We start from the raw sequence: 21408 nt of genomic DNA, 5'->3' as shown, positions 1-21408 counted from the left end.
TCAGAGTTGCCTGATCCAGTCCCGGACCCAGGGTAGTGCTTCACTCTCCGGTTCCATGGTTTCCATGGCATCGATGCGCAGGGTGTCTCCCACTTTCCGAGCGGCGGTCTCGTACAGGGCTTCCTCCATCAGCTCGCCGGCTCCGCAAAAGGTGTCACCGTAGGAACTGTCCCCCAGCACGATGATGCCGAAGGGGCGCCCGGGTTGGTGCGGCAGTTGCTCCCTCAACTCGACATAGAAGTGCAGTAGATTCTCCGGGATCTCGCCCTGGCCCGTGGTCGAAGTGCAAACCAGCAAAGGCTCCTCGTTGGATGTGATGTCGGAGAGTTTCGGGTTCTCCAGCACGGTAACCTGATGCCCGTCCGTCTCAAGCTCCTTCCGGATATCCCGTGCAGTCATCAGGGCACCGCCGTAAATGCTCCCGACCAGAATACGTATCGCTGTCATTGAGAGTCCTGTGAAAGTTGGCATAGTTGGGCCGAGCGCCCGAGTCGCGCCTGATCATAGCGATCGATATGGCCAGCCTCAAGACGATGAATCGATGGGTCGGACTTCTCCCCGGCTGCGAACCCGGGGGGCAATCCGGTTGCGGCCTGCGTCCTTGGCGTTATAGAGGTTGAGATCGGCCTGTTTCAGCAGGTCGTCGATGGAGGCAGCCTTGGCGATGGAGCAGACCCCGGCGCTGATGGTTACCGGTAGGCAGTGGTTCCTGAAGCTGAATCGGGCTTCGGCGACCTCCGCCCGCAACCGTTCCGCCAGGGTGAGGGCCTGGAGTAGGGAGGTATCCGGAAGCAGCAGCAGGAATTCCTCTCCGCCCCAGCGCGCTGCCACGTCGGTCTGGCGGATGATGTCCCGCACCAGGGCCGAAAACTGCCGAAGAACGGCGTCGCCGGCGTCATGACCATGGTCGTCGTTGATGGTCTTGAACAGATCCAGGTCGATCAGCACGATGGAGAAATGGTGCCCGGAACGCTGGTATCGTGAAAATTCGCTGACCAGCCGGTGTTGCATGTCCCTCCGGTTGGACAGGCCGGTCAGTTCGTCGGTCCTGGCGGCATGCTCGTGGGTCACCACCAGTTCCAGCAGTTCGTTGCGAGCCTTCAGCCGCCCGGCCTCCAGTACGAAGCAGAAGATGGACTCGAAAGTGAGGGTGGCAAAGAATCGGATCTTGAAGTCACTGGAATACTCCGCAGTGATGAACGGCAGATCGGGGAATTGGAACACCACCGCGGCCACCAGGTAACAAATGAGCAGGACCCCCGTGCCGGCCTTGAGGTTGGTCAGGAAAAACAGCAGTGGCGGAAAGACATAGAACCACAGCGGACCGGTGTTGCTCTCCCCGCCCGAGGCAATCAGGTACACGAACAGCAGACCCACCACCACAATCAGGCCGCCCTTCTGGCGCACGGCGTTGCCACTGAGTGCGAAGTAAACCATGTTCAGACTGACCAGAACGGAGCAGGACCAGAGCACCCAGGCATGCAACATGTGGCCGGAGTACCATGCCTTCAGGCCGATACCCAGCAGGAAGACGGTGGCCGTGAACGACAGCCACGTCAGTAACCGTGATACCTGCGCATCCTCGCGCGCACCTGCGGCCTGGTGGCTGAATGACTGGGACTGACTCATAGGGGATCAGGGCTTAATTGTATTTTTTGGCGTCATATCTGGTCATTATGCGCCAATCCGTGGCGCGTTCGCGGTCCTGGATCACAGTTGCGGATGCTGCGTACCCACATGAAGGTCCGGTTTCAATTTTGTGACAAAAAAATTATAGTTGCCGCGCGGCCCATCGGCCTGATTCCATTCTGACCAAATGAGACCTGATCTGTTATGGCCCGTTCAACCGGATTTCTGGATACCGTCCTCACCAGCCCTTCCACGGAAAGATACAGGGTCGGAATCAGCCTGCTGTTTCTTCTCGGCATCTGGCTGACTGTTGGTTCTTTCAGCGCCGGAATGCCCGGCAGCATGCTGTTGATGGCTGCGGCCGTCATCGGTGGTTACATGGCGATCAACATCGGTGCAAACGATGTCGCCAACAACGTGGGTCCGGCCGTGGGCTCCGGAGCGCTGTCCCTGGGGGCGGCGGTCCTGATAGCGGCAGTCTTCGAGGCTGGCGGGGCACTAATTGCCGGGGGCAATGTGGTATCCACCATCAAGGGCGGCATCATCGATCCATCCAGCCTGGAGGATGGCCGGGCGTTTATCTGGCTGATGACGGCTGCCCTGCTCGCCGGCGCCCTGTGGCTGAACCTGGCCACCTGGATGGGTGCGCCGGTATCCACCACCCATTCCATCGTTGGCGGTGTCCTGGGGGCTGGTATTGCCGCCGGTGGCTGGGGCATTGCCGACTGGGCGGTCATGGGCAAGATTGCTGCCAGTTGGGTCATCTCGCCGGTCCTCGGCGGGGCGCTTGCGGCCCTGTTCCTGTTCGCCATCAAGAAAACGGTGCTCTACCGCCAGGACGTGGTGCCGGCGGCGCGCACCTTTGTCCCCTGGCTGGTGGCGATCATGGCGTGGGCCTTCGGCACCTACCTGATGATCAAGGGCGTCAAGAAAGTCATCAAGGTGGACTTCCTTGAGGCTTCCCTGGTGGGTCTGGTGGCGGCTGCCGTGGTGTTTGTGATTGTTCGTGCCCTCGTCGGCCGGAAGGCCTCCACCATGGAGAACAGCTCCGCAGGCGTAAACACCCTCTTCACCTGGCCGCTGATCTTCGCTGCTGCCCTGCTCAGCTTCGCCCACGGTGCCAACGACGTGGCCAACGCCATCGGTCCGCTGGCAGCCATCAACGATGCCTTGTCTGCCGGCGCTGTCGTCGCCTCTGCCAGTATCCCCCTATGGGTGATGATGGTCGGGGCCCTGGGTATTGCCGTCGGCCTGATGCTGTTCGGCCCGCGCCTGATCAAGACCGTGGGCAGCGAGATTACCGAACTGGACAAAACCCGAGCCTTCTGTATTGCCCTGTCCGCGGCGCTGACCGTGATCCTGGCTTCCCAGCTGGGCCTGCCGGTCAGTTCCACCCACATCGCCATCGGCGGTGTCTTTGGCGTCGGCTTCCTGCGCGAATACCTGAAAAGCAACTACGCAACCCAGCTGCACAAGATCATCGAGCACCACGACCCGGACGAGCAGGAGCGCCTCAAGCCGTTCCTGGATGATTTCCGCAATGCCTCGGTGGAAGAGATGGAAAGCCTGCTCAAGCAGGCCAAGAAACAGAAGCAGCAGGTGCCGCTGTCCAAGTCCGAGCGCAAGCGCCTGAAGAAGATCTACAAGGAAGAAATGGTCAAGCGCTCACATCTGGTCAGGATTGCCGCAGCCTGGATCATCACCGTTCCGGCCTCTGCCATCATGGCTGCGATCCTGTTCTTTACTCTCCGGGGCTTGTTGATCTGACCGGGCTGGTTGTATAAACCGAGTTTGGTCATACTATCTGAAAAGGGGGTGTCTCACCCCCGAGCCTATTTGTCCGGGGAGTGAAGTATGAGTTCATCCGTTGAAAGTCGTCAGGCCAAGATGATTGACGAACTCAGGACCTTCATCAAGAAGGTCCTGAGTGACCCGACCATTGCGGTTAAATCCATGGAGATTGCCCGCAAGCACCGCAGCCAGCCCAACGCCAACGAGCTGATTGCCCAGGAAATCAGTGCCAGCACCAACATCCGGATTCCGGAGAACTGGAGCGAGGCGGACAAGATGTTCCTGGATATCATCCACGATGTGCTGGATGACGAAGAGGCGCTTTACTGATCAAGATATTGCGAGACCTTCGTAATGTCTGGCCAGGGCCGAATGCGCACGATTGGTCTGACTGAACCTCGGAGCGGGGAAGGGGGACCTAGGTTAACCCACCTTGCTTTGAAGCCTGTCTAGCATCCCACAATCAGGCCTGCCGTGCGCTGGGCTCGTGCTGCTTGAGGACCGCATCGGCCATCTGGTGCAGGATGGTCATCTCGTCCGAGATCCCTTCGTCTTTCGACAGCTCACGCTGTTCCTTCAGAATATCCGATAGGATTTCCTTGGTGGTCAGCGGGTTGGCCAGCACCACCCGGAAAACAATGCACGGGAAGTGGTAGTAACGGGCCGGCTCCAGCCGGGTCCGGGAGACAAACGCCTTGCCCCGCTCCCGTTGGGTTTTCTGGATGAACTTGGTGATCCTGTTCAGGCAGGTGTTCAGCTTTTCCGCCTGCAGTTCATCCGCCACCGCCAGCGCTTGCTGCACGTCCTCCGGGCAGTAGCGGTAGGTGAGGATGTTCAGCTCCGGCTTGGTCACCAGTTCGAAATCCGCTTCGGCGTTGATCATGTCAGCAAAGGTGTGGGCCTTCTCAATGCCCTGGTCGATCAGGATCTCGTAGCCCTCGCGGCCGAGGATCTTCAAGCCGGAATGGATCAGCATGGACATGCCGGGCCGGGAGCCCTCCAGGGTGGTGCTGCCCAGGTCCCGGGAGCCCTTGCGGATGATGTACTGGGCGTGATGTTCCACCGCGGTTGGCAGCGTGGGGTCCTTGAACACCACCAGGCCGGCGCCCATGGGCACGTACAGTTGTTTGTGAGCGTCGAAGGTGACGGAGTCCGCTTTCTCGATGCCGCGCATCAGGGTCTTGTAGGTACGGGAGAACAGGGTCGGCCCGCCCCAGGCGGCATCCACGTGGAAGTGGGCGCCGAATTCCCGGGCAATGTCGGCCACGGCATCCAGTGGGTCCACGTTGCCGGTTTCGGTGGTGCCGGCCACACCGCAAATGGCCATGACCTTGATTTTCTGCTTCTGCAATTCCAGGCACTTATCCCGCAGAGCATCCGGCTGGATACGATTCTCGTCATCGGTATCCACTGGCACCAGGGCATCACGACCGAGGCCAAGTACGTCGGCGGCCTTGCGTAGGGAGTAGTGGCCCCGACGGGACACCAGAATGGCAGCGCCTTCATAACCGTAATATTTCAGGGCCCGGAACAGACCTTCCTGGTGCAGACCACGGAAGCTACCTTCTGCCGGGAAGGCGTGGTTGCGTGCGATCCACAGTGCGGTCAGGTTGGCAATGGTGCCGCCAGAGCACATGACGCCCAGCGTGTGGCGGGGGTCGTGCATCCACTTGCGGTAGAAGGAGCCGTCTTCCTGGTATACCAGCCGGTGAATCATGCCCAGTACCTGGCGCTCCATGGGCGTGAAGGCCTTGGAGGTTTCGGTCTTCACCAGGTTCTGGTTCAGGGCGATCATGATCTTGGACAGTGGCAGCATGAAGTACGGCAGTGCCGAGGTCATGTGCCCGATGAAGGCCGGGGACGCAGTATGCACGGAGTTGGCTACGAGCTTGTCCAGCAGGAACTGGGCCTGCTCGGACACGAACACGGGTTTCTCCGGGATGTTGTACTCGGCGAAGTCTTTCTCGACTTCCGGTAGGTCCCGCTCTACCGCAACGATGTGCTCCTGCAGGAAGCCGGCAAGGTTGCGGGAGATGTCCTGGTCGATACGGCTGAGGGTGGATTCCGGTGCCTCGGGCACGGTGAATACACGGTACATCGCCTCGACCGAGGCCTGGGCAGATTTTTTCTTTCCGGTCATAGGCACCACACAGAATCAGTGGTCGTCCGCGGGGCTGGTTCCGGATGCCCCCCGGATTCGTCCGGATCCATGTCCGGCATTGGCAAACTGTAAACCTGCATCTGGCAGGTGCGCTGACGTCCCTGAGGGGGCGTAGTATACGGCCTGGCAGGCGGCTGCGCCACACGCCACTGCCACGGGGCCCCGGGAATCAGAGAATTTCGCGCTGCACTTCCAGTATGGCAGCATCAATGCGTTCCTGGATGGCTTTTTCAACCAGGTCGAGGCGTTGGCTGATCTGCTGGGAGGAGGTGCCCAGGGCTGCGATGGTCCAGGTGGCGCAGTCGAGGGCCTCCTGGTCGGCGGTTTCGGCGACGGCCAGATCGGGTTCTTTGCCCCAGACGGCCTTCAGGGCGGTGAAGACTTTGCGCTTGGCTTTGAGGTCTTCGCAGCCGTAGAGCTGGAAGTGCAGGGTCAGGACGCCCACGTGAGGCGTGATGACCGGCTGCTGGGGCTTTTGGCCTTCCCTCAGGAGTTTTCTCAGGGCTTCTGACATCGTTGGTTCCGTGCAGGAGTCGATGAGGAATCCCCTCCCAAAAAACGCTCCTTGCGGCACCCCTTCGGGGTCCAGCCTGCAATCACAGATTGCAGTCGTTCCGCTTTCGCATGAAGCTTCGCTTCATAAGCGCTCAGCGTCACCCATGTGGCGCTTGGGCTCCGCCATCCATGGCTCCGCACATTTTTGGGAGGGGGTTCCCCACCGACTCTCAGAGTTCTCAGTGGGCTTCTAGTAGCAACTTAGCCTACTACAGGCGTTGCCCGTTTGATAATGGCTGCGGGATCGGTGCCCGACGGGAGGTTGCCGTAGTTCATGCCGCCGCCGGATTGCAGGCGGGAGGCGCAGAAGGCGTCTGCCACGGCTTTGTCGGAGTGGCGCAGCAGCAGCGAGGCCTGCAGGACCAGGGCCATCCGATCAACCAGGTTGCGGGCGCGGTACTGGAAATCGCTGATGTCGGCGAAGTCGTGTTGCAGCTGCGCCAGGAACTGGTCGAAGCGCCGGTCGGCGCCTTTGGCTTCGGCGGCCTCCCGGAAGAAGGCGTCGAGGGTTTCGGGTTCTTTTTGCAGGGCGCGCAGGGTGTCCAGGCACTGGACGTTGCCGCTGCCTTCCCATATGGCGTTGACCGGCGATTCCCGGAACAGGCGAGGCATGATGCAGTCCTCCATCACGCCGCTGCCGCCGATGCATTCCATGGCTTCGTAGGCGTGATTCGGGGTGCGTTTGCAGATCCAGTATTTGCCGACCGGGGTGGCCAGGCGGGCCAGCAGGCGTTCATGTTCGCGGTCCTGGTTGTCCAGGGCGCGGGCGATGCGCATGGTGTACACCAGTGCTGCCTCGCTTTCCAGGGCCAGGTCGGCCAGGACATTCTGCATAAGGGGCTGATCGATCAGGCGGGCTCCGAAAGCGCTGCGGTGTCGGCAGTGGTGACTGGCCTGGGCGATGGCCTGACGCATGCCAGCGGAGCTGCCGATCATGCAATCGAAGCGGGTCATGGCGACCATTTCAATGATGGTGGGCACACCACGGCCTTCCTCGCCGACCATCCACGCCAGGGCGCCACGTAGTTCGGCTTCGCTGGAGGCGTTGGCAACGTTGCCCATCTTGTTCTTCAGTTGCTGGACCTGCCAGGGGTTTTTTGTGCCGTCCGGACGCCAGCGGGGCATCAGGAAGCAGGATAGCCCGCCTGGCGCCTGGGCCAGTACCAGAAAGGCGTCGCACATGGGTGCAGAGACGAACCATTTGTGGCCCACCAGTTCATAGGCCTGGCCTGGGCCTTCGGCGCCGGTCGGGTAGGCTCTGGTGCTGTTGGCGCGAACGTCGCTACCACCCTGCTTCTCAGTCATGGCCATGCCGATGGTGACCGAGGTTTTCTGGCTGTCCGGCAGGTTGCGGGGGTCGTAGCTTTCAGCCAGGATCCGGGCTTCCCAGTCGGCTGCCAGTCCGGGCTGTTTGCGGATCGAGGGGATGGCGGCGAAGGTCATGGTAACCGGGCAGCAGTGAGCGGCCTCCACCTGGGAGTGCATGTAATATTTGGCGGCGCGGGCAACGTGGGCACCCTGGCCGGGATGGCTCCAGGGGCTGCTGTGCAGGCCATTATCGAAGGCGATGCGCATCAGCTCGTGATAGGCCGGATGGAAGTCCACTTCATCAATGCGGTGGCCATACCGGTCGTGGGTATTGAACACCGGTTTGTTGGCGTTGGCGCGGAAACCCAGATCGATGGTTTCGGCGGCCCCGGCCAGGGCACCGAATGCCTTGAGGTCCTCGGCGGCTTTACCGGCGCCTTCCCGGAGGGCCGCTTCCTGCAGAGCGATATCCTGCTCAAACAGGTTGTAGTTCTCCAGAGCCGGTGGCTGGTTGAAGACCTCGTGGGTGTCGGCCAGATAGCGAGCTTCCTGGTCGGCTGATGGCCGGTCGGGCCGGGGTTGCGGCGCGTTCATTGCTACCTCCTGGCGCCGGTCAACCCCTGCATACAAAAGCGGATGATGGAGTTGACCAGCGGGTCATTGTTTTCACTTGTTGCGCTGTCCGCCTGGCTGGTCTGGGTTGGTGACAGCGGGCCAACCAGGCTTTCTGCGATAGCACCCACCAGGCAGGTACTGCTCTGGCGGGCGTCCTGATCCGGGATGGACCCTTCCTCGATACCTTCCCGGATGGCCGTTTCGAACAGGTTTGCGTAGGCCTTTCGATAAGCCAGCCGCTCCTCTTCCACTTTCGGGTCTACCGGTTCTGCAATCAGCGACCAGGCCATCATCGGACCCTTCAGGGCCCTCTCGGCGAACTGCCTCAAGGCCCGCTCCAGTCTTTCGGCAGCATTTCCGGACGTGGTCAGTGCTTCGGCCACCTTGTCCACTTCCCGCTGGGTTGCCAGCCGGAATATTTCCGCAAACAGGTCTTCCCTAGACTCGAAGTGGCGATAAATGGTTCCCGTCGCGACGCCGGCGAGGCCGGCGATCCGGGTAACCCGCGCGCTTCGGAATCCACCTTCGGCAACGCACTCGTAGGTGCATTCCACAATCCGTTTTCGCGCCTCGGCCTTACGCTGGCGCATTTTCTCCGTTTCTCGATAGGCCATTCCGGCTCCCTATAAGTAGTGAATCATTATTCATTCTTTGTGTCAATTCAGAATCTCTTCCCTGTAGGCTCATTTTGCCATTAAAATTCAGAAGCTTAAGGAGACTCTGATTAAGTCTCGAAATCAGCGATAATACGGCCATCGCCAACCGCATAGGATTCGTTGCCACCATGGATCAGATGACCTTCTCCGAAGCCGAGTACCAGAACAAGAAGCGCAAGACCCGCCGCGAGATCTTTCTGGAACGAATGGACAAACTGATTCCCTGGACGCAGTTGGAGCAGAAGGTAGCCCGTTATTAACTCAAGGGCCAGAACGGCAGACCTCCGTATCCGCTGTCCGCCATGTTGCGTGAAGGCAGCATTGTCGATGCGACCATTATTTCTGCTCCCAGCTCCACCAAGAACAGCACCGGCAAACGCGACCCGGAAATGCACCAGACCAGCAAGGGCAACGAATGGCACTTCGGCATGAAGATGCACATTGGTGTCGACGATACGTTCGGTCTGATTCACAGCATTGATACCACCGCGGCCAATGTTCACGACATCGTGCCCACCGATAAGCTGTTGCACGGTGAAGATCAATGGGTCTTCGGTGATGCCGGTTACCCTGGCATTCAGAAGCGGGATGAGCATAAGCACCGCGAGAACGTCTCGTGGTTAATAGCCAAACGGCCCGGCACCCGGAAGAAGCTGGATGCCGACAAGCTGAAAGCCGAGAAAATCAAAGCCAGTGTTCGTGCCAAAGTGGAGCATCCCTTTCGGTACATCAAGCAGGTCTTTGGTTATGGTAAGGCTCGCTATCGCGGCCTTGCCAAGAACAACAACCGGTTGCATTTGCTGGCCGCGTTCAGCAACCTGCTGATTGGCGAAAAATACATGCTGGCTTAGGGCCAGTGTGCCTGTTTTTCGCCAAAATGGCGGTAAACAGGCAAGAAACACACGAATAATAGGAGAATAGTGTCTGAAATTCCCGATTTTTGCCGGTTCAAACCAACATCGGCAAAAATCAGCGGTTATTCAGACCTTCCTCCAATGTTCCTTAACAAAAGTCCATCGAATAATTTGTAGCTTAAGGTTATAATTGCAGAAAGCATCGATGGAGCTACAGCAATGGGTCGACCCGTTATTCCTTTGATCATTACAGACGAAGAACGGGATGAGCTTAGTTCGTGGGTCCGTCGCCGGCAGATGCCAGCAGCCGAGCAGCAACGAGCGCGAATGATTCTGTTGAGTGCCGAGGGCCTGCCCGGTCGAGTGATTGCTGAGCGAGTGGGCGTAACGGCAGAAACCGTCAGTAAGTGGCGTAAGCGGTTTGAACAGTTCCGTGTAGCGGGACTGACAGATGCCCCGAGAAGCGGTCGGCCCCGCAGTATTGATGACGACAAGGTGACAGAGGTTATCAACAAGACGCTTCAATCCACGCCCAAGGATGCGACCCACTGGTCTACCACTCTGATGGCCAAGGAAACCGGGCTCAATGCCATGGCAATCAGCCGAATTTGGCGGGCGTTTGGGTTAAAGCCTCATCGTCTGGAGACCTTTAAGCTCTCAACCGACCCGCACTTTGTGGCGAAGGTCCACGACATTGTCGGGTTGTATATGAATCCGCCTGACCGGGCTCTGGTCCTGTGTGTGGACGAGAAAAGCCAGATACAGGCGCTGAACCGCACCCAGCCGGCGCTTCCGCTGTCGTTTGGTTACTCCGAAACGCGAACGCACGATTATGTTCGTCATGGCACGACAACTCTGTTTGCGGCCTTGGACGTTGCCACTGGCGAGGTTATCGGACGCCTTCACAGGCGACACCGTGCCAAAGAGTTCCTGGCGTTTCTAAATGAGATTGACCGGGAGGTTCCGGAAGATCTGGATATTCATCTGGTCATGGACAACTATGGGACTCACAAGACTGAGAAGGTACGAGCCTGGTTCGCCGCACGGCCCCGCTATCACCTTCATTTCACCCCAACATCCGCATCGTGGGTCAACTTGGTGGAACGATTTTTTGGCCTGATCTCGGAGCGTTGGATCAAACGCAGCTCGCACCGCAGCACTCGCGAACTGGAGGCTTCCATTAAAGACTACTTGGCAAAATACAACGACGATCCCAAACCTTTTGTCTGGCGCAAAACAGCGGATCAAATCATTGAATCAATTGAGCGCTTATCCGATAAGCTCAATAGCAAGACGAACTTTTGTTAAGGCACATTAGAGTTTTGGTGGTGTTAATGAGGACACCAGCAGACAGGTTTCATCAAACGGATTGCGGAACCGATGTGGTCGAGTAGTTTCAAAATAGTAACCATCACCTGGTTCTAATATGTAAGCTTCATCGTCTATTGTCAGCTCCAATTTCCCGGAGATAATCAGCCCCGCTTCTTCGCCTTCGTGCTGAAAAAGCTCACGCCCGGTATCGGAACCCGGCGGATAGCGCTCCTCCATGAAGGCCATTTTACGGTTCGGGAAATTACTTCCGACAGGTGTCCAGAGAATGCCGGCTTCTGCATCAATTGGCTGCATCTCATCTTTGCGATACACCACTGGCGCCGATGGGTGTCCGGGCTCCTCGGTCATAAAGAAGTCGAGTAACGACATCGGGACGCCCGACAATACCTTTTTCAGCGAGCCAACACTCGGTGAGACCTTGTTCTTTTCGATCATGGAGATCATTGAGTTGGTGACGCCGGCTCTTTTGGCCAGCTCTCGCTGTGAAAGTCCAGCAGCTTGGCGCACTGCGCGAAGTTGGCTACCTACATCATCCAAGGGCTTATTCCTTTACCAGTTCTAAAGTGAATTTCCATCTTTTGACAGAGCTGCAATTGACCAAAATTGTGAACATTTGTCAACGATATTTAACAATTGCGCCTTGTCATCCCCTATAGCTTTGTTAACATCGTTCACAATATTAACCGATATTTACAGTATAAAAAACGGCAGATAGATCATGCTTAACTCAAAGACCCATCGCCCCACTTACCCAGACTCCTACTATACCGCCAGTAAAAATCTGGATCTTAACCTCCCAAAACTGGCGGAGGACATTCAGACTGAAATCTGTGTGGTCGGCGGAGGGTTCAGCGGGGTGAATACCGCTTTGGAGTTGGCTGAGCGGGGTCATAAAGTCGTTTTGCTGGAAGCCTACCAGATAGGCTGGGGCGCTACCGGGAGAAACGGCGGACAGATGATCCGGGGTATTGGAGAAGGCGTGGATCAGTTCGAAAAACTGATCGGGCAGTCGGGTGTTGAGTCAATCAAGATGATGGGACTGGAAGCGGTCGACATTGTTCGTGAGCGCATCAAACGCTACAACATTGACTGTGATCTGGTGATGGGCTATTGCGATCTGGCCCATAAGCCTCGCCATATGAAAGCTTTTGAAGAAGAGAAGGCCTGGCTCGAAAGCGTGGGCTATGCCCACGAAGTCCGCATGGTGCCGGCGGAAGAGATGCACACCATTGTGGGCTCCGATAACTACATCGGCGGGATGGTGGACACGGGCAGTGGTCACCTGCATCCGCTGAATCTGGTTCTTGGCGAAGCGAAAGCTGCAATTGACTGCGGAGCTCAGTTGTTTGAACAGTCTGGCGTTACAGACATTGAGTACGGACCCACCGTTCACGTGAAAACGGCCAGTGGTTCGGTTCGCTGTGACAAGCTGATCCTCTGCGGAAACGCCTACGTCGCCGGTCTTAACCCCAAGCTTGAAGGGCAGGTTCTGCCAGCCGGCAGCTATGTAATTGCGACCGAGCAATTACCCGACGACCTGGCCCGGAAACTTCTTCCTCAGAACATGGCCGTCTGTGACCAGCGTGTGGCGCTGGATTACTATCGTCTCAGTGCAGACAACCGCCTGCTCTTCGGCGGCCTGTGCAACTATTCTGGCCGCGATCCGGGGTCCATTGCCGGCACCCTGAAGCCCCATATGGACAAGGTCTTTCCGCACCTGAAAGACATCAAGGTCGAATACCAGTGGGGCGGCATGATCGGTATTGGGGCCAATCGTATGCCGCAGATCGGTCGTCTCAAAGAAAACGTCTATTTTGCTCAGGCCTATTCGGGCCATGGGGTTAATGCAACACACATGGCGGCACGGGTGATTGCCGAACACATCGAGGGCGAGTCCGATCGGATCCTGAACTTTGAACGCATCCATCACATGCGTTTCCCCGGAGGCCGGCTGTTCCGTTCACCCATGCTGGCTGTCGGGATGTTGTATCATCGGGCGAAAGACCTGGTCTGAGGCCGCGGGCGCCGATTCCTGGTCTATCCTGCAAGCGACCATGTTGATGCAGGAGGCGATCTCATGACATTCAGCCGAACGGCTCTGGGGGCGCTTGTCTGTGTGCTGCTGTTTTCCCTTACGATGGCCGATAACAGCCATCTGGAATTGGGCGTCGGAACTGCGTTTTCACCGGCTTTGCTTACGCTTTAAAAAAAAGAAGCACTGATAAAATTGGCGACTGCCTACTTAGAGTATCCTGCCAACTTGGGGACTAAGCCGGTAAATTATTATCTCTATCGGACACGTCCTACAAACTTCTCCTTTGTCAGCCAACTACACATCGTAAATGACTTATTGTTTGACAATCTATGACAATCCGGAATCGTTATTTTAAGGCCAAATTGGAGAACTTGTTTTCGGGCTGCCCAAGTAAGTTCGGGGAACGCGTTTCGTTACTCCAGTAAAAAGATGATAAGGGATGGTGTTACAGCAATCCGCAACTTCTTTGGCTGGTAGATTTTTTCCCCAAAGCTCCACGTCTACCCCTACATGGGCGTTGGAAATGTCAGTAAGATCAACAGTCAACATATCCATGGATACTCTCCCTACAATCCGCGTTCGCTGCCCTCCGACAAGAACTGGCGTACCATCTCTAGCTTGGCGCGGGTATCCATCAGCATACCCGATAGCAACGGCTCCTATTCTGGAACGGCGGGAAGCGATAAATCGCCCACCATAACCCACCTGCTCTCCCGGCTCGATCCATCGTGTTGCGATTATTTTGCTCTTGAGCGTCATGGCTGCTTGCAATTGTTGGCTGTAATGATTCTCAACCTCTAGAGGTGAAGACCCATAAAGCATAATTCCAGGACGCTGCCAGTTTCTGCGCGCGAGCTCATGATCCAGAAGGCCAGCAGAATTAGCTAAACTCGTATCAATTTCTGAGTCGATAAATTCGCGAGGTAATCTCAAGATTTGTGACTCAACAGAAATACCTTGCGAAACAGCAGCATCGGCATTGGCCAGGTGGCTCATAATAACGATGTTTTTAACATGAGGAATTGATTGCAGGCGACGGAAGACTTTAAGAGCTTCACCTGGGTCAAATCCTAAACGATGCATCCCCGTGTCGATTTTTAACCAGACAGATATAGGCTCAGGGAGAGTTGCTCGCTCCAATTGTTCTAATTGATGCTCGTCATGAACTGCTGTCCAGAACCCCTGCATTGAAATTTCTTCCAGTTCTGCGAATTCGAAAAAACCCTCCAGCAACAGAATAGGATGCCGGAGTCCTGCTGACCGAATCGTCAAAGCCTCTTCTATCGAGGCCGTCGCAAAGGCGCCGGCTTGACCTGAGAGTGCACTGGAAACTTCTTCAATTCCGTGCCCATACGCATCCGCTTTGACAACAGCAATCGTACGTCCCTGTGGACACAATGAGGATGCGAGCTGAAAATTTTTGCTAATACTCTCCAAATCAATCTCTGCAATTGCAGGCCTAGCCATGTTGCTCATTCCTGTCTTTGAAAAATTAAAACAGACTTCAGTTGCCCATGGTCCATGTGCGATAAACCTGGATCATTAAGATCCATTGGGGGGCATCAATTTACGTACCGATAAATGGACAGGCCTTCCGTATCAATATCGGTCTGTTTTCCATTTATTACATCCCTAAGCAAACGAGCTGAACCCTGAGACATCGTCCAACCCAGAGTGCCATGACCGGTATTGGTAAACAGGTTTCTAATCGGGGTTTCCCCAACAACCGGTACACTGTCTGGTGTCATTGGCCTGAGTCCACACCAGAACTCGGCTTTGCTCACATCACCAGCACCCGGGAAAAGGTCCTGGATCACAAATTCCGTTGGCTTCCGGCGTTTTTTATCAAGGCTCAGGTCATACCCTGCGATTTCAGCGGTGCCTCCAACTCGAATTCGATCATCAAAACGCGTCACCGCCACCTTGAATGACTCGTCCATGACAGTGGACTGAGGCGCTCTTGAGGGATCGAGAATAGGAATAGTCAGCGAGTAACCCTTGATCGGATAGATCGGCAAATTGAATCCAAGCGGATTCAGGATGAACGAGGAGTAACTTCCCAGCGCCACAACGAAGGCGTCCGCAATCATCTCACCCTTCGATGTATGAACGCTGGTTACTCTCCCGGATACTGCATCGAGCTTCTCTACCGTTGTATCCAGGATAAATTTCACCCCGATAGACCGGCATTTTTCGGCAAGAGCGGCGGTAAACTTATTGCAATCGCCGGTCTCGTCCTCCGGAAATCGAAGTCCCCCGACAAACTTCTCACGCATATTGGCAAGCGCCGGTTCGTGATGTATGCACTCAGCTTGGTCAATAACCTCGTGCCTTACGCCGCAGTTTCTTAGCGATTCGATGTCGGCCCCAATCGAATCCATTTTCTCCTGACTGCGGAACAGCTCAATCGTACCTTTGGCCCGATGATCAAAATCCAGTGAAAGCTCTTGTATAAGTTCATTCAAACAAGTCCGGCTGTACTGAGAGACTCGGAGCATTCGAGCTTTATTAATTCGATAGGCGCCTTCGGTGCATTGACCAAGCATCTGCATCATCCATTTGGCAGTCCGAAGGTTGAAGGATGTAGGGCTAATCAAGATAGGCGCCATGTCCTGCATTGCCCACTTAATTGCCTTGAAAGGTACACCCGGGGCAGCCCAAGGACTCGTATAGCCGTAAGAGAGCATCCCGGCATTCCCATAGCTAGTTTCATCCCCAACAGCTGAACGACGATCGACGACAGATACATCATGCCCCGATCTGGCCAGATACCAGGCCGTCGAGACACCTGCCACACCTCCCCCCAGAACAATTATTTTCATACTTCCAATCTCCTATAGCCTTTCGGGATCCTGACCATCTAAAATCCAACATTATCGACTGATATTAGCTTATTTTTGTTATTAAAAATTAACTTTAAATTTATTTAAATAGGTTTTACCACTGAAAAAAGCCATTTTATAAGTGGTTTGAACGTTTCTGAACTTCAGGTATAGAGCACCTATTTCAGAAAACGCACTAGAAAATGAGGGAGCTCAGAGAGAGCAAACGGTAGCGGTAGGAATGCCGATTACTCAGCACCCCCCGCACAGATCCCAGCGTGCGCTGCTAACGCACTGGGCTCCTCCCTCGGGTTCTGGCGTCAAAACGATGCAACGGTTGTGGATGCAAGATACGGACTTTCGGAAAGAAGAAGTTCAGGATCACAGCGAAGCGTGGCCAGGGTATTCGATGGCGTTGGCTTCGACGCCGTAGCATCTTGAGCCATAGCCGAGATACCCGGAACACGAACCCTGACACCCTTTCTCCATTTCCAGGGACGGCGAAGTAGTTCATGTGCCCCTGAATTACTCGGCGGAGCCAGCGCCCCGTTTCGCCAATGGACCGGTTTATTCGCCGTCGCAGGTTGTCTTTTACCGCCCGCAGCTGCGCCCGAAGACGCTTGCGCGATGTTACGCGGGCAATTTTCAACCAGCCGTTTTGGCAAGATTGGGTGCAGTAGTGAGTGAAGCCCAGGAATTCGAAAGTTTCCGGCTTCCCCAAGCCCCTTTGCCGACGCTGTGCCGCCGCAAAGCGGCCAAACCGAATCAACCGGGTTTTATCAGGGTGCAGTTCCAGACCGAACTTTGCCAGTCTGCCAGCAAGGGCTTCCGTGAATGTGTACGCATCATCCTTCTGCTGGAATCCCAGCACCGTGTCGTCAGCGTAGCGGATGACCACCACGTCGCCATGCGCTCTCTTCTTTCTACTGGTATCAGCCCATAGATCGAAGACGTAGTGCAGGTAGATGTTAGCGTGTACCGCTGAGATGACCGTTTCCCTTGGGTCCGGTCCTTTCCTTCGATCTCTCCGCAGATACCTTCGCACCCTTGTTCGAGATCTTCTCAGGTACTACGACCGAATCCGACTTCTCACCCACGTTCATACTTATCTTTCGGAGTTACCCTTCGGTGAGTCGCCTTGGCTGTGCTGGGGTGGATGAGACCTCCCAGGTTCCGTACAAAAGACGTCACCACGTGCACCGGCTCTACGACTGCGTGGAGTGCCACCACAGCTTCCATCGCGGTGAGATAATTGTTGCGTTCTGTTTCGCTTAAGAACATCCGTCCTCCAGAATTGGATTTCGCAGCTCAATACCGAGCCCATGGTCTCCCCTGTCAACACTTCACACGCGACCTCGCGATCGGGTGCGCATGACTCGGGGCCGGGGCTGCTGGCTAGGCCTTACCCCGTGCGGGACTTGCACCTCCAGGAGTGCGCCCGGCACGGGCGCACTCCTGGAGGTGCAAGTCCTCCCGTAAGCTGGCCACAGCGAACGAAGTGAAGCGCAACTGCGGAAGGGTGACTGGCCGTGGCGAGGGAGCGTTGAGCGTAAACCGTGAGCCGATGAACAAGAACCGGATATAAGGCGCTGCCGAGCAGGGCGAGAGGGCTAGAAGCCGCGAAGCTCTTGTGGCCAAGACGAGGTGGCGTAAATCCGGCGGCTGTGCGGTGAAGGAGTGTGTTCTTACCCGGGGAGATCTCGCCTTATGCCTGAAAGGGCGACGTGATAACACGGAGCGAGAAGTCAGCAGAGGCCATAGTAGCTGCTTGTTTACGGCGAAGGGCTGAACGAGAAGGAGCGTCAAACGCCTTGTCGATGAGCACTGTAACTCATCAGATGCCCGTGTCAGCGGGGCGGGTCGCAACACGGGAAGGTGAAGCCTTGCCGGGCGTGGCTAGCGACGAAACAGGACTCCCGCGACAGGAACTGGAGGGCGCAGGGCGAAACCTGCTTGAGCAGGCATTCGCACGAGAGAACATGCAACGGGCATGGAAGCGCGTGAAGGTCAACAAGAGATCGGCAGGTGTTGATGGACTGGACATTGTCCAGACCGCCGAACACCTGCGATGGACCGGGCCGGATCTCCGGCAACAATTGCTGGAAGGTCACTATCGGCCACCGCCTGTCCGTCGGGTAGTAATCGTTCATTTCACGACGTAGTGGCCTTACTTCACATCACGTAGAGGCCTGAGTAGGTCCGGCGAGACCTTGTATTGCTTCTTGCCGTCCTCACTCAACACGATCACGCTCTTGCGGTTGATCTTGGTAACGATCCCTAACACCGGGCCTTCCCGGCCGTCGAACGTCACCTTGAGCCCCATACGCAGCTGACTCAGAGCTTGTAGGCTTTCCTGGTCTTGCAGTTCATCAATACGCCGGCAGATCATTCGGTTCAGTTCCAGCAGCTGATCGATGGTCATGTCTTCAATGCGCATGGACAGAGACCTCCAGCTTTGTGTTCTGTCGATCAGGATGACGCGGATCGATCAACGAGCGTAATGGGGTATCTGCGAATCGAACTTTCCAGAGCCCGCTACGGCCCATTCCTCTTGGAAAGAAAAATTGGGGCCCGTTCCAGGTGATAGGTGTCCGGTTGCACCTCCGGGTCTTCCAAGAACACAGTGAGGCTCGTTTTTCGGCTGAGCACGTAGTTCAGGGCTTTGGTCAGCGGATCACTGGGCAGCAGGCCACCCTTTTTCAACTGGTCCCTGCTCCACTGGAAGAAGTCCCTAACAACCGGCTGTGAGTGCTCCAGCCGGTACTGGCGTTTCTTTTCGCTGGTCGGTTGCTGAGTGCGGATGTCTTCTTCGTTTCGGTACAGTTTGGCGATCTGTTGCAGGGCCTCGGTGGCCCGTTCTGGGTGATCGTTCTGGGCGGCGATAAAGTACCTACGGCCATGTACCCAGCATTGGGCGTGGGTGACGCCTTCCTGCTGTTGCGCGTACCGGGCATAGGCGGCGTAGCCGTCACTGATCAGGGTGCCGGCGAACTGATCGTTCAGTACCTGTTCGATATGGGCCCGCCCCCGGTGGCCGGCTTTAATGGGTGTTTCATCCATCGCCAGGACACGGCTGCGCAGGACGTTATCGGTCTCGGCATCCACAACAGGCCGCAGCAGGTCGATGGCCCGCTTGACCAGGTTGGTCAAGGTGCTGCGACTGACGGTGATGCCCGCTTGCTGGATGCGCTGGTGCTGGCGATACAGCGGCAGGTGGAACTAGAACTTGTCCACCAATAACCCAGCCAGCAGGCTGACGTCGGCCAGGCTATTATCCAGCACGTTGAACGGAGCCGGTGTGGTGATGGGCTTGTCGCTGCCTTTGCGTCGGAACACTGGTCGGTCGCATTTGAGCACCACATAACTGGCGGCCCGCTGGGCCAGACGGTAGGTGGTCTTCATGCCGATAATGTCATACTGATCGGCGTCCGGCCCGGCCAGCTCGGGTGGCAGGTGCTCAACGACTTCCACCGGCACATCGGCGGTAAAGCGTAGCCCCGTGTCGTTCAGGCAGTCATCGTCCCGCTGCTTCTTGCCAGTGCCTCGCTGAAAGCCCGAACCGTGCGATTCTCATCCTCAGGCGGCTTTTCGGGAATCGGCGCTTCACTGGATTGGAACAGGCTGTCCTGTCCCGGCAGGTCGACCACCTGCTTCTCGGATTTGGGGCCGAACAGCTGCTTCTTGAACCAGTCCATCTGACGCTGCATGACCTGAAGTTGTTCACGCAACAGCGGATTCTCCTCGGCCAGTGCCGAGTAGGAAGGTGCGTTGGGAGCGAAACGGCTTTGCCAGCTTCTCATTATGAGTCTTGATAAAGCGGCGAATCGCCGTCTTGAGTTCGCCCACACTTGTAAAAATGCCACGGTACAAAGCGCGGCGTTCCAGCTGACCAAACCAGCCTTCCACGGCATTCAGCCATGAGGCGCTGGTTGGTGTGAAGTGAAGCTTGAACTGGGGATGTTTCTCCAGCCAAGCTTTCACCTCTGGTGTTTTATGAGTCGAGCTGTTGTCCAAAATCAGATGAAGGTTCTGCTCTTTCGGTGTTTCTCGATCAATTTGTCGTAGAAAGTCGAGAAATTCTTTGGCGCGGTGACGTTGAGTGATGCGCCCAATCACTTCGCCGTTCAGGATATTCAGAGCCGCGTATAAGCTGGTCGTGCCGTGTCTCTTGTAATCATGAGTGCGGCGCTCGATCTGGCCGGGTTTCAATTGCAGCTTTGGTTGAGTGCGATCCAGTGCCTGGATCTGCGTTTTCTCATCAACAGACAGCACCAGGGCGTTATCCGGCGGATCCAAGTACAGGCCAACGACATCGAAAACCTTCTCAGCAAAGTCCGGATCATTGCTTATTTTGAAGGTTTTCAGCCGGTGCGGTTTCAGGTCAGCGGCTTTCCAGATCTGATGCACTTGCCAGCGACTGACACCGGCATATTCGGCCATCAACCGGACGCTCCAGTGAGTTGCCTCACGCGGCAGTTTGTCTACAGTATCTTTAAGAATGGCCTTAACCTTCTTCTGGTTCAGCTTTCTTGGCTGCCCGGGCCTTGGAGCGTCTTGAAGACCGTTTAAGCCTTGTTTCGCGTAACGATTGCGCCACTTGAATACAGTCGGTGTAGTGACTTCCAGGTAGTCAGCCACTTCTTTTGGAGATTGCCCGGCATTCAAGGACAAGAGTATCCGTGCTCTCTGAACCAAATTCTGCCTCAGTGTGCTCGTTCGCAACCAACTTTCCAGCTCTAGTTGGTCATTTACAGTGAGGCTGAAAGGTGTTGGTTACCGGGCCAAAACAGGGTCTCCAAATCCGTGAATAATAGCCACGGACTATAGCATATTTACACTAAGGTATTACCCGGACGGAACACTGGCCCACCTTGTAAAACACTTAGCATCCAGCGCGCAACGATCAGCTCATCCAGTTTAGGTGGATTAGGTTGCAATAAGCTTAATGCTTGTTGCGAAGGCTCTAATGCAATGGCTTGTCCCTTATGCAATTCTAACAAGTCGGCTTCATATTCATTGGTGAACTCAGGATGAGCTTGAATCGTGAGTATCGAATCGCCATACATCAGTATGGCATATTCACAAAAGTCGGAGCTGGCTAGGCATTGAGCGTTAATGGGCTTTTCAATCACCTGATCTTGATGCACGGCATTGAGTGTAATGTTGGCTTTGCCCAGAATAGCATCATCTTTCATGGCATAGCTTTGAGGCCCCAAACTCCAGCCGCCATTAAACCTTTCAACCTTTCCCGCAAACACATCCGCAATAATTTGATGGCCAAAACAAATGCCCACCATAGGTATACCTTTCTCATGGGCATGCACAATCCATTTCTTTAATTGTTGCATCCAAGGTGTATTTTCATACACACCACTGGCAGACCCGGTAATCAGCCAGCCATCGCAACTATCAATATATTCTGGCCATTGCCCATCAATAACATCAAACACTTCATATTTTAATTTAGCATTCACCTTTTTAAATAACTGTTTAAACATATGGGCATAACTAACATATTTTTCAAAATGCGGCTCATCAATATGACCTGTAACTAAAATGCCAATCTTCATACTCGCTTTCGCTCACCATCTTTTTATTTTTGTAAATAAAAATCTAAGTAGATATCTGAATCAGATTTCATAAGCGCCAT

General features: G+C 55.7%; 20 protein-coding genes and 2 pseudogenes. 6 read left to right on the top strand and 16 right to left on the bottom strand.

What is annotated here, in order from left to right; translation table 11 throughout:
- Together R6W86_RS08030 and R6W86_RS08025 are read right to left on the bottom strand one after the other, a co-directional pair.
- Positions 1-447, bottom strand: a complete 447-nt coding sequence (locus tag R6W86_RS08030) for a flavodoxin (protein WP_410328839.1) — start codon at positions 445-447, stop codon at positions 1-3.
- 78 nt (positions 448-525) lie between these two features.
- On the bottom strand, positions 526-1629 hold the full coding sequence (locus R6W86_RS08025) for a GGDEF domain-containing protein (protein WP_410328838.1): 1104 nt from the start codon (positions 1627-1629) through the stop codon (positions 526-528).
- A 204-nt stretch (positions 1630-1833) separates the two neighbouring features.
- Here R6W86_RS08025 and R6W86_RS08020 point away from each other — a divergent pair, with 204 nt between their 5' ends.
- Positions 1834-3396, top strand: coding sequence for an inorganic phosphate transporter (locus R6W86_RS08020; RefSeq protein ID WP_410328837.1), 1563 nt, complete (start codon positions 1834-1836; stop codon positions 3394-3396).
- Between the two features lie 87 nt (positions 3397-3483).
- Positions 3484-3750 (top strand): hypothetical protein, encoded by a 267-nt coding sequence (locus R6W86_RS08015; protein WP_410328836.1) that lies wholly within the window; start codon positions 3484-3486, stop codon positions 3748-3750.
- A gap of 133 nt (positions 3751-3883) precedes the next feature.
- On the opposite strand, the gene panP is transcribed toward R6W86_RS08015, so the two are convergent.
- From panP to R6W86_RS07995, 4 genes are all read right to left on the bottom strand, one after another.
- Positions 3884-5560, bottom strand: a complete 1677-nt coding sequence (panP, locus tag R6W86_RS08010) for a pyridoxal-dependent aspartate 1-decarboxylase PanP (protein ID WP_410328835.1) — start codon at positions 5558-5560, stop codon at positions 3884-3886.
- A gap of 190 nt (positions 5561-5750) precedes the next feature.
- The gene (locus tag R6W86_RS08005) at positions 5751-6095 is read right to left on the bottom strand and encodes a DUF503 domain-containing protein (RefSeq protein WP_410328834.1); all 345 of its coding nucleotides are present in this window, start codon (positions 6093-6095) and stop codon (positions 5751-5753) included.
- A 242-nt stretch (positions 6096-6337) separates the two neighbouring features.
- Complete coding sequence (locus tag R6W86_RS08000) at positions 6338-8038, bottom strand: isovaleryl-CoA dehydrogenase (RefSeq protein ID WP_410328833.1); 1701 nt, start codon at positions 8036-8038, stop codon at positions 6338-6340.
- Between the two features lie 2 nt (positions 8039-8040).
- Entirely contained in the window at positions 8041-8673 is a 633-nt protein-coding gene (locus R6W86_RS07995; protein ID WP_410328832.1) for a TetR/AcrR family transcriptional regulator, read from the bottom strand.
- 170 nt (positions 8674-8843) lie between these two features.
- Between R6W86_RS07995 and R6W86_RS07990 the strand changes: the two are divergent.
- Positions 8844-9566: pseudogene (locus R6W86_RS07990) on the top strand (IS5 family transposase).
- A gap of 222 nt (positions 9567-9788) precedes the next feature.
- Positions 9789-10877 carry an IS630 family transposase gene (locus tag R6W86_RS07985; protein ID WP_410328831.1) on the top strand — a complete coding sequence of 363 codons (1089 nt, stop codon included), beginning with the start codon at positions 9789-9791 and terminating at the stop codon, positions 10875-10877.
- 6 nt (positions 10878-10883) lie between these two features.
- Here the strand turns inward: R6W86_RS07985 and R6W86_RS07980 are convergent, their stop codons facing one another.
- Positions 10884-11438 (bottom strand): cupin domain-containing protein, encoded by a 555-nt coding sequence (locus R6W86_RS07980; protein WP_410328830.1) that lies wholly within the window; start codon positions 11436-11438, stop codon positions 10884-10886.
- Between the two features lie 181 nt (positions 11439-11619).
- Between R6W86_RS07980 and R6W86_RS07975 the strand changes: the two genes are divergently transcribed.
- A complete protein-coding gene (locus tag R6W86_RS07975) occupies positions 11620-12915 on the top strand; it encodes an NAD(P)/FAD-dependent oxidoreductase (protein ID WP_410328829.1) in 1296 nt (431 codons plus the stop codon).
- A 372-nt stretch (positions 12916-13287) separates the two neighbouring features.
- Here the strand turns inward: R6W86_RS07975 and alr are convergent, their stop codons facing one another.
- From alr to R6W86_RS07960, 3 genes are all read right to left on the bottom strand, one after another.
- Positions 13288-14403: an alanine racemase gene (gene alr / locus R6W86_RS07970; protein ID WP_410328828.1), complete on the bottom strand. Its 1116-nt coding sequence runs from the start codon at positions 14401-14403 to the stop codon at positions 13288-13290.
- Positions 14404-14498: 95 nt separating this feature from the next.
- Positions 14499-15758 (bottom strand): D-amino acid dehydrogenase, encoded by a 1260-nt coding sequence (locus R6W86_RS07965; RefSeq protein WP_410328827.1) that lies wholly within the window; start codon positions 15756-15758, stop codon positions 14499-14501.
- Positions 15759-16044: 286 nt separating this feature from the next.
- Complete coding sequence (locus R6W86_RS07960) at positions 16045-16803, bottom strand: reverse transcriptase domain-containing protein (RefSeq protein ID WP_410328826.1); 759 nt, start codon at positions 16801-16803, stop codon at positions 16045-16047.
- A 766-nt stretch (positions 16804-17569) separates the two neighbouring features.
- Between R6W86_RS07960 and R6W86_RS07955 the strand changes: the two genes are divergently transcribed.
- Complete coding sequence (locus R6W86_RS07955) at positions 17570-17920, top strand: hypothetical protein (RefSeq protein WP_410328825.1); 351 nt, start codon at positions 17570-17572, stop codon at positions 17918-17920.
- 5 nt (positions 17921-17925) lie between these two features.
- Here the strand turns inward: R6W86_RS07955 and R6W86_RS07950 are convergent, their stop codons facing one another.
- From R6W86_RS07950 to R6W86_RS07925, 6 genes and pseudogenes are all read right to left on the bottom strand, one after another.
- On the bottom strand, positions 17926-18195 hold the full coding sequence (locus tag R6W86_RS07950; RefSeq protein ID WP_410328824.1) for a hypothetical protein: 270 nt from the start codon (positions 18193-18195) through the stop codon (positions 17926-17928).
- Positions 18196-18293: 98 nt separating this feature from the next.
- The gene (locus R6W86_RS07945) at positions 18294-18929 is read right to left on the bottom strand and encodes an IS66 family transposase (RefSeq protein ID WP_410328853.1); all 636 of its coding nucleotides are present in this window, start codon (positions 18927-18929) and stop codon (positions 18294-18296) included.
- Positions 18930-18977: 48 nt separating this feature from the next.
- On the bottom strand, positions 18978-19229 hold the full coding sequence (locus tag R6W86_RS07940; RefSeq protein ID WP_410328823.1) for a hypothetical protein: 252 nt from the start codon (positions 19227-19229) through the stop codon (positions 18978-18980).
- 35 nt (positions 19230-19264) lie between these two features.
- Complete coding sequence (locus R6W86_RS07935; protein ID WP_410328822.1) at positions 19265-19486, bottom strand: hypothetical protein; 222 nt, start codon at positions 19484-19486, stop codon at positions 19265-19267.
- 34 nt (positions 19487-19520) lie between these two features.
- Positions 19521-20492 (bottom strand): annotated as a pseudogene (locus R6W86_RS07930) (IS630 family transposase); the annotation flags it as partial.
- A gap of 98 nt (positions 20493-20590) precedes the next feature.
- A complete protein-coding gene (locus R6W86_RS07925; RefSeq protein WP_410328821.1) occupies positions 20591-21328 on the bottom strand; it encodes a glutamine amidotransferase-related protein in 738 nt (245 codons plus the stop codon).
- Positions 21329-21408 lie beyond the last annotated feature (80 nt).

The sequence above is a fragment of the Marinobacter sp. genome, from assembly GCF_046484525.1.
Classification (GTDB): Bacteria; Pseudomonadota; Gammaproteobacteria; order Pseudomonadales; family Oleiphilaceae; genus Marinobacter.
The sequence above is the reverse complement of the archived record's forward strand: the minus strand, read 5'-3'. Positions and strand labels throughout refer to the sequence as shown.

Excerpts from the sequence above, each read along its gene's own strand:
- alr (WP_410328828.1), bottom strand. The coding sequence starts at position 14,403 with ATGGCTAGGCCTGCAATTGCAGAGATTGATTTGGAGAGTATTAGCAAA.
- R6W86_RS07985 (WP_410328831.1), top strand. The coding sequence starts at position 9,789 with ATGGGTCGACCCGTTATTCCTTTGATCATTACAGACGAAGAACGGGAT.
- R6W86_RS08015 (WP_410328836.1), top strand. The coding sequence starts at position 3,484 with ATGAGTTCATCCGTTGAAAGTCGTCAGGCCAAGATGATTGACGAACTC.
- R6W86_RS08020 (WP_410328837.1), top strand. The coding sequence starts at position 1,834 with ATGGCCCGTTCAACCGGATTTCTGGATACCGTCCTCACCAGCCCTTCC.
- R6W86_RS08030 (WP_410328839.1), bottom strand. The coding sequence starts at position 447 with ATGACAGCGATACGTATTCTGGTCGGGAGCATTTACGGCGGTGCCCTG.
- R6W86_RS07950 (WP_410328824.1), bottom strand. The coding sequence starts at position 18,195 with ATGCGCATTGAAGACATGACCATCGATCAGCTGCTGGAACTGAACCGA.
- R6W86_RS07975 (WP_410328829.1), top strand. The coding sequence starts at position 11,620 with ATGCTTAACTCAAAGACCCATCGCCCCACTTACCCAGACTCCTACTAT.
- R6W86_RS07965 (WP_410328827.1), bottom strand. The coding sequence starts at position 15,758 with ATGAAAATAATTGTTCTGGGGGGAGGTGTGGCAGGTGTCTCGACGGCC.
- R6W86_RS08005 (WP_410328834.1), bottom strand. The coding sequence starts at position 6,095 with ATGTCAGAAGCCCTGAGAAAACTCCTGAGGGAAGGCCAAAAGCCCCAG.
- R6W86_RS08025 (WP_410328838.1), bottom strand. The coding sequence starts at position 1,629 with ATGAGTCAGTCCCAGTCATTCAGCCACCAGGCCGCAGGTGCGCGCGAG.
- R6W86_RS07925 (WP_410328821.1), bottom strand. The coding sequence starts at position 21,328 with ATGAAGATTGGCATTTTAGTTACAGGTCATATTGATGAGCCGCATTTT.
- R6W86_RS08000 (WP_410328833.1), bottom strand. The coding sequence starts at position 8,038 with ATGAACGCGCCGCAACCCCGGCCCGACCGGCCATCAGCCGACCAGGAA.
- R6W86_RS07995 (WP_410328832.1), bottom strand. The coding sequence starts at position 8,673 with ATGGCCTATCGAGAAACGGAGAAAATGCGCCAGCGTAAGGCCGAGGCG.
- panP (WP_410328835.1), bottom strand. The coding sequence starts at position 5,560 with ATGACCGGAAAGAAAAAATCTGCCCAGGCCTCGGTCGAGGCGATGTAC.